The sequence below is a fragment of the Arenibacter latericius DSM 15913 genome, from assembly GCF_000424985.1.
Lineage (GTDB): Bacteria > Bacteroidota > Bacteroidia > Flavobacteriales > Flavobacteriaceae > Arenibacter > Arenibacter latericius.
In genome coordinates this window covers 21,045-28,161 of record NZ_AUKX01000055.1, presented here as the reverse complement: position 1 = coordinate 28,161, position 7,117 = coordinate 21,045, and the positions used below count along the sequence as shown (strand labels likewise).

At 38.4% G+C, this 7,117-nt stretch carries 6 protein-coding genes and 1 pseudogene; 2 read left to right on the top strand and 5 right to left on the bottom strand.

Translation table 11 applies throughout. From position 1 onward, the window contains the following. Nucleotides 1-394: pseudogene (locus tag H344_RS21890) on the top strand (hypothetical protein); the annotation flags it as partial. On the opposite strand, the gene H344_RS0114475 reads toward H344_RS21890, so the two are convergent. From H344_RS0114475 to H344_RS0114465, 3 genes are all read right to left on the bottom strand, one after another. Then, the gene (locus tag H344_RS0114475) at nucleotides 383-859 is read right to left on the bottom strand and encodes a hypothetical protein (RefSeq protein WP_026810969.1); all 477 of its coding nucleotides are present in this window, start codon (nucleotides 857-859) and stop codon (nucleotides 383-385) included. The pseudogene H344_RS21890 and the gene H344_RS0114475 overlap by 12 nt on opposite strands. 207 nt (nucleotides 860-1,066) lie before the next feature. Then, nucleotides 1,067-3,796, bottom strand: a complete 2,730-nt coding sequence (locus tag H344_RS22155; RefSeq protein ID WP_084148819.1) for a M56 family metallopeptidase — start codon at nucleotides 3,794-3,796, stop codon at nucleotides 1,067-1,069. Continuing rightward, complete coding sequence (locus H344_RS0114465; RefSeq protein ID WP_026810968.1) at nucleotides 3,793-4,155, bottom strand: BlaI/MecI/CopY family transcriptional regulator; 363 nt, start codon at nucleotides 4,153-4,155, stop codon at nucleotides 3,793-3,795. The genes H344_RS22155 and H344_RS0114465 overlap by 4 nt, the downstream gene beginning before the upstream one ends. 940 nt (nucleotides 4,156-5,095) lie before the next feature. On the opposite strand from H344_RS0114465, the gene H344_RS0114455 reads away from it, so the two are divergent. Further along, nucleotides 5,096-5,608: a DUF456 domain-containing protein gene (locus tag H344_RS0114455; RefSeq protein WP_026810966.1), complete on the top strand. Its 513-nt coding sequence runs from the start codon at nucleotides 5,096-5,098 to the stop codon at nucleotides 5,606-5,608. A gap of 10 nt (nucleotides 5,609-5,618) precedes the next feature. Here the strand turns inward: H344_RS0114455 and H344_RS0114450 are convergent, their stop codons facing one another. Together H344_RS0114450 and H344_RS0114445 are read right to left on the bottom strand one after the other, a co-directional pair. Continuing rightward, a complete protein-coding gene (locus tag H344_RS0114450; protein WP_026810965.1) occupies nucleotides 5,619-6,170 on the bottom strand; it encodes a nitroreductase family protein in 552 nt (183 codons plus the stop codon). 44 nt (nucleotides 6,171-6,214) lie between these two features. Then, entirely contained in the window at nucleotides 6,215-7,117 is a 903-nt protein-coding gene (locus H344_RS0114445; protein ID WP_026810964.1) for a LysR family transcriptional regulator, read from the bottom strand.

Genomic DNA, 7,117 nt, shown 5'->3' with positions numbered 1-7,117 from the left:
AAAGCAGTATCTGTCATGGCTTAACGTAGTTCCAAACAACAAGATCACCGGCGGAAAGGTCATTTTTAGTAAAGTTCCGAAAAGAAGAAACAGGGCTGGACAAGCCTTCCGCGAAGCCGCCAATGGCCTATGGAACGCAAAAAACGAGCTAGGTGACTACCTCAGAGCCAAAAAATCTAGAACTGGGGCAGCAAGTGCCGTAGTCGCAACAGCGAAAAAAATCGCATCAATACATTATGTGATGGTTACAGAAAAAATTGAATTCGACCCTACGTTACTCAAGAACAAGAACGAAGAATATTTAAGGAAAAAATTAAAAATACTTGAAAATGCAATTAAAAAGACAAAATCATTATTGTCTAAGGATCAAGTAGTTACAAAACTAGTTAGATGATAGTACAATAGGAATGCGGAATTTGGCATTTACGGGAATACCTCTTTTAAGGGCGGGTTCTATTTTGGGCATACTTTTAAGGCTCTGTGTTATAATGCCATTAAACTCGGGCATTTGATCATCTATATTGGCATTTTTCTGAATCCCCAATACAGAAATCGACCCATTTCTGTCCATCATAAAATCCACGTATATAGTATCTTTCACTTCGGTATCGATTACAAAATCGAAGTCCTCCAAAGTCCTTGAAAAATGCATAAGTAAGGTAGTCTCAAAGCATATTCTTTGCTCTTGTTTAGAAACCATTTCATCACAATCAGAAAACATCGGATAACGGTCTACCTCATTAAAGTTAATATTTTGCATTTCCTCATGCACCAATTCTTGGGTTTTATCTTCTTTAGAAGTAAACCAATCACAAGAGGCAAAAAGACAAATACAAGCCAAAACCACAATTTTCCTCATGAATGCCATATTCTAGGGCGGAAATTACAATAATTTGCTCAATTTAGTAGGCATTCACGTGAATTTCCTCCTTTATTTCGGATATTCTTTTAGCAGAAAAATAGAGGTTTTGAGGTTTAGGTTATCTTCCTTCTATTATATCCATTATTAAAAGCACAAAATTCCGATAGCCAGCGAACTATCGGAATTTAATCTTCCACTATTCTTCTATTGCAACTTAAACGTAATGGGAATGGAATAAGGCACCCTGACATTTTCACCTTTTTGTTTACCCGGAATCATACTAGGTAATAGAGAAATAATACGGGCTGCTTCCTCCTCCAAAAGTGTATCTGGACCCCTCGTTTTAACACCGCCTATACGCCCATCCTCTTGAATGACAAGCAAAATATTCACTCGGCCTTGAATGCTATCTTTGTGAGCCTCTTCTGGATATCTAAAATTATCTGCAATATGGTTTTGCATCATTTTATTAAAGCAGGCTCTTTTATCCTCCGCATTCTCACAACCAGGGAAAACGGGTACTTCATCAACAACTGCAAAGGGAATATCTATTTCATTAGCATCTATTTTATTTCGAAGTGCCTTCAATTGTTGGTCTAAATTGATTATTACAGGATTCTTTTCATCAGTATTCTTTAATAATCGCTCCCGCTCCATTACCAATTCGTTGTATTTTGAAGCTGTTGCGTTGTTGCTAATATATTCTGCCATTCTTTCTTCAAAATACTTCTTCGCCTGCTCTTTATTAAACTCAAAGTTTTTAGAAATGTGCTTTCTCATTATTTCTTCAAAACACGCCCTCTTATCCTCTGCATCTTCACAGCCAGGAAAAATAGGTATATCATCACTATCTTCGACTTCTATGCCGCGTGTTGCGTTTTTTATATTACCCTCCAATTTAAAAGTAATTGGAATGGAATAGGGTACACGCACGGCCTTACCTCTTTGTTTCCCTGGAGTCATGCTAGGTAATAGAGAGATAATTCGCGCTGCCTCATCCTCCAAAAGGGTATCCGGTCCACGCATCCTTAGGTTGCCAATGGAACCATCTGTTCCAATCGTGAACAAAGTATTTACGCGGCCTTGTATGTTTTTATCTTGCGCCTCCTTGGGATATCTAAAATTCTTGCTGATATGTTTTTGCATCATTTCATTAAAGCAGGCTCTTTTATCCTCCGCATTCTCACAGCCGGGAAAAACGGGTACCTTTTCTACAACGGAAAAAGGTATATCAATCATCTGATCCGTCTCTATCGGAGCAGGAGCTTCTATAACCTCTGGAGACAATTTAAAGGTAATTGGAATGGAAAACGGAATTCGGACTTTCTCGCCTCTATGTTCGCCTGGGGTCATTTTAGGCAGTAGGGAAATAATGCGAGCCGCCTCTTCTTCCAAAAGGGTATCTGGACCTCTCATACGAATATTATCTATGCTCCCATCTTCTTGAATGACATACATAATATTAACCCTGCCTTCAATTCCTTTCTTTTGCGCCTCTTCCGGATATCTAAAATTTGTGCTGATATGTTTTTGCATCATCTGATTAAAGCAAGCTCTGCTATCCTCTGCATTTTCACAGCCCGGAAAAACCGGCACCTTTTCTACCACTGCAAATGGGATATCAATACCTGACTGCTCATTCAATTTAAATGTAATAGGAATGGTGAAAGTAATTTCTACTTTCTTTCCCATATGTTCACCTGAAATCATTTTTGGAAGATTGGACACCACTCTCTCCACTTCCTCCTCAAAAATTTTAGCTGTACTTCTGAATCTTAAACCTCTAATACTACCATCGGTCCCTACAGTAAACATTGCATTAACACGACCTTGAATTCCTTTCTTCTTCGCCTCTATAGGATATTCTAAATTTTCAAGTACAAACGATTTAAACTCAGTCTCAAAACAAGCATTCCTATCAGCTTCCTTATCACAAGAAACAAAAACAGGAATTTTATCCATAATTTCAACATCAGCCGTATCCCAATTACCGGACCGGGAAATGGTGGCATTTTCCGATCCATTAACAACTATTTCGGGAAGCGCTATGCTTTCCAAATCATTTTTCTGAGCTTCCTGAGCTTCGGATGAAGTATAGGCCAACATACCTGCCACCAAAGGGAGCATTAACAAATACTTTAACCTCCAGATTTGTTTTGATTTTGTTTTTTGTAACATGACTATTCGTTTTTTGATTAATGAACTTTTATAAAAATGATTGATGAATGAAATATTTTGGGTCTGAAAAACCTGCGACAACAACAATTGATATTGTTCTTCCTTGTGGGTTTTGGCCACTTTTGCATCGGCGATGAACTCGTGCAATTCGGAAATTCGGTTTTGATAGACGTAGACCAGGGGATTAAACCAAGCAATAATCCGCATGAGCTCAAAGAATAATAAATCCAAAGAATGGCGCTGTTCTATATGCACCAACTCGTGCTGAATGATACTATCATGATCCTTTTCCAATACTTTATCCCCTATGAAAATAGACCTAAAAAAGGAAAAGGCCATTTGACTATTGCGCACCATTATTCGGGTAAAACTTTCAAAGTAGCGGATCTCTCCCTTTCTTTTAAGTCGATACAGCTGATACAGCTTAAAGAAAAACAATACCGCTGCGATGAGCATTCCCCCATAAAGAACCATTTCGGTGGTAGAAAATTGGATTGAAGGTGTAGGTTTAGGGTTTCCTACCACTCCGGCCGACATATCCATGCCCCACAGATATTCCGGGTAAACAAAGGATTCTTGGGATACGGTGGTCTTTAGCGCTTCAATTTTAATCCAAGGTAATACTATGGAAAGCACAAACGAGCCTAGAAGGTATGCCCTATTCCATTGGAAGAAGGTTTCCCTTTTTAGAAACAGGTCGTACACTATTAAAAATAATAGCTGAAACGCCATGCATTCCAGGATATACTTTATCATTCCTTTTCTTTTTTAATTTCCTTCATAATGGATTCTAACTCGGAAAGACTCATATCATTTTTCTTCATAAAGAAAGAAACCATACTTTTAAAAGAGCCTTGAAAATAACCATCCACCAACTTATTAATGGATTGGTTCCCATAGTCCGATTTCTTTACCAGTGGGAAATATAAATGTCCCCTTCCCTCCTTTTCATGGTCTACAAAGCCTTTGCTTTCTAGAATTCGGACAATAGTAGATACTGTATTATAGGCAGGTTTAGGTTCTGGTAGTTCGTCTATGATTGCCGCTACATTACATTTTTTCAACTGCCATAACACTTGCATTACCTCCTCCTCGGCCTTGGTCAACTGTCTCATACAACTAAGCTTTTAGTTTAACTTTAAATCAAATATAACTAAATTATTAGTTTAAACTAATGTTTTAGTTGTTAAATTTTGTATTGAGGTGTTTTTAGGTAGGGATAGGATGCTAATTCTTATATAGTTCCTCTCTCATAAAATAGCAAGGTGTGCGACTTCTCTCTTGAACACATTGGGGAGTCCCGATAATGGGACTCTGTCTAAGTGACTAGTCCAGTCATTTGGACCGGCAGGGAGAAACCGAAGGTTCACAAATACCCGTGAATTAATAAAACCATGAGCTAAATCACACATTTAGCTAAACGAGAACTTGAAAGAAATGTAAGAATTTATAACCCTATCATCCAATTTGCGCCCTATCACATTAATTATCAGCAGTTAGCGATTTTGAATTCAAGGTTGAGTTTTCCAGTCTTTTTAGAATAATATCAAAACTTAAATTGGGTGTGAAGCATGTTGTTAGTTTTGTAGTTGTACCATAAGCGCTTTTAATGAATTTCCCTAACCTATTTGCTTTCATTTCTTTTGCTCGCCCAAAAGAAACGAAACAAAGAAAAAGGCGCCTTCTCCAATGAATTTTTTCGACACCGAGGTCGAAAAACCATTGACGAAACTCCGCGTCGCTACGTGCCTTCGCTCCTGTTCTCGGAGCTTTCGTCCATTATTCTGCGGATAAGGAGGGTTGCTTCGCCATTTAAACACTAGATTACGATAAATCACCAAACTTATGTAAACTAAAGCTCGTGTTCTAGGGCCCGATCGAGGGAGGGACCCAATATAAAAAGCAGTAAGTGCGACTTCTCTCCCTAGCCCATCGGGAGTTGTAAAAAGGGACTCCGTCGAAGTGACTACCGTAGTCATTTCTTAAGCTACTGTAACAATTCTCCCTTATCTTCGTCCAACACCTAATTAACTCTAAAGAATTTAAAGGCGATACATGGACATCATATTATTATTTCTTGGATTCATTTTAATACTCGTAGGAATACTGGGAAGTTTTTTGCCAGTTTTACCAGGAACACCGGTAAGTTGGATTGGCCTGCTTCTACTTCACCTTACCAAAGCGGTGCCTGATGATTGGGTGTTCTTGGGCATTACCCTAGGCATAGCAATTCTAGTTTTTGCCCTAGATTATATTATTCCCGTTTGGGGAACCAAAAAATTTGGCGGTAGTAAATGGGGAATGATAGGCACTACTGTCGGCTTAATAGTGGCCCTTATTTTTCCGATACTCGGTTTTTTCGGAATTATTATCTGGCCTTTTATAGGCGCCTTGGTAGGAGAATTGATCAATAAAGCAGACCAAAAAACAGCCTTTAAGGCTGCTTTTGGGTCTTTTTTAGGCTTTCTTACGGGAACCTTTATAAAATTCATGGTCACCATAATCTATCTAGGGCTTTTTATCTATAAAGCCTGGGAATATAAGTCGGCCCTATTTCCGTTTCTGTAAACAAAGCGAACTACATCCAAGTCACCTTTTCTTCCCAAGAACCTCGTTCTACTTCCGGGATTTCTCCTTCATAATTACCCATATAGAAAAATCCAAGGCATTTTTCACCCTCATTCAAATGGAAAAATTCGTCCATATGCTTTATCAACCCAGGTGAGCTCCAATAGCATCCTATTCCCAATTGGGTACAGCAGAGCCACATATTCTGTACTGCCATGGCCGTTGCTGCTACCTCTTCCCATTCTGGTACACTTTCTTTAGGATCGCGCTGCATGCAAATAGCAATAATAGCACCCGCTTTTTTAGGGTTTTGAATCAATTTTCCGGCTTTGAACTGTTTTGGACTAGGGTCTGTTTCCATATATTTTAAAGACAGAAACATTCCTAATTTCTCCTTAGCCTCGCCTTGTAATACCTTAAAGCGCCATGGTTCCGTTTTTCTATGAGTTGGAGCACAATTGGCGGCTTCCAATACTTTTTTAATGTCTTCTTTAGCAATTGGAGTATCTATATATTGCGCGGGGAAAACCGACCGTCTTTTCTTAATTACATCAAAAATCATATGTTTTATTTATATAAATTTGAATTAGGTATAAATTTACATTATCAATTGGCATTAGATGCCTTATCCAACAATAAATTAACACAATGCCTCAAAGCAGGATTTCTATTATCCTCTTTCCAAACCATGGATAAGACGGCTTTCTGAGGAATATTTTTCAACTCTATGAATTTTACCTTCATCTGAAATCCATATTGTAAGGACGTGGGGACTATAGCCACCCCCAAATTATTCTCTACCAACTTAAAAATTGTATGGGCATGCACCGATTTGTGAGATACTTTAGGAGTAAAACCTGCATCTTCACATATACTCATTATGGTATCATAATACAACGGGCTATAATCTTGGGAGAACAGGATAAAATTCTCCTTGGATAACTGACCAACATCCTTAAAATTCTGAGAAGACAACGGGTAATGTTCAGGTAATACCACAGAAAAGGTATCCTCATACACAGGTTTAATATTAAACCCATCTGGAACTCTGGACAAGCGCACAAATCCCATATCTAATCTATCCTTTAGCAAGGCATTTATTTGAGCATTATTAGAAACTTCCTCTAAACTGGTACGTATCCCCGGAAACTTATCTTTGAGATTAATCAATAACTTGGGGATCAATTCTTGCATGGCAGAACCTAAAAACCCGATCCGTACCTCTCCAAAATCGCCCTGACTAACATATTTTAATTGCTTTTTAGTAACCTCTAGGTGGTTTAAAATAAACTCCACCTCCCCTTTCAGGTATTCCCCAGCAGCAGTAAGGGTCACTTTCTTTTTGCTTCTAACAAACAAATCGACCTCTAAAATCTCCTCCATCTGCTTTATTTGCCTGCTTAAGCCAGGCTGAGAAATATTCAGTTTTTCTGCTGCCTTCCTATAATGCAGTTCCTCCGCTACTGCTAGAAAATATTTAAAATGTCTAAGCTCTATTTGATAACTCAT

Coding starts and splice junctions, on each gene's coding strand:
- H344_RS0114475 (WP_026810969.1), bottom strand. CDS start 859: ATGAGGAAAATTGTGGTTTTGGCTTGTATTTGTCTTTTTGCCTCTTGT.
- H344_RS22155 (WP_084148819.1), bottom strand. CDS start 3,796: ATGATAAAGTATATCCTGGAATGCATGGCGTTTCAGCTATTATTTTTA.
- H344_RS0114465 (WP_026810968.1), bottom strand. CDS start 4,155: ATGAGACAGTTGACCAAGGCCGAGGAGGAGGTAATGCAAGTGTTATGG.
- H344_RS0114455 (WP_026810966.1), top strand. CDS start 5,096: ATGGACATCATATTATTATTTCTTGGATTCATTTTAATACTCGTAGGA.
- H344_RS0114450 (WP_026810965.1), bottom strand. CDS start 6,170: ATGATTTTTGATGTAATTAAGAAAAGACGGTCGGTTTTCCCCGCGCAA.
- H344_RS0114445 (WP_026810964.1), bottom strand. CDS start 7,117: ATGAGTTATCAAATAGAGCTTAGACATTTTAAATATTTTCTAGCAGTA.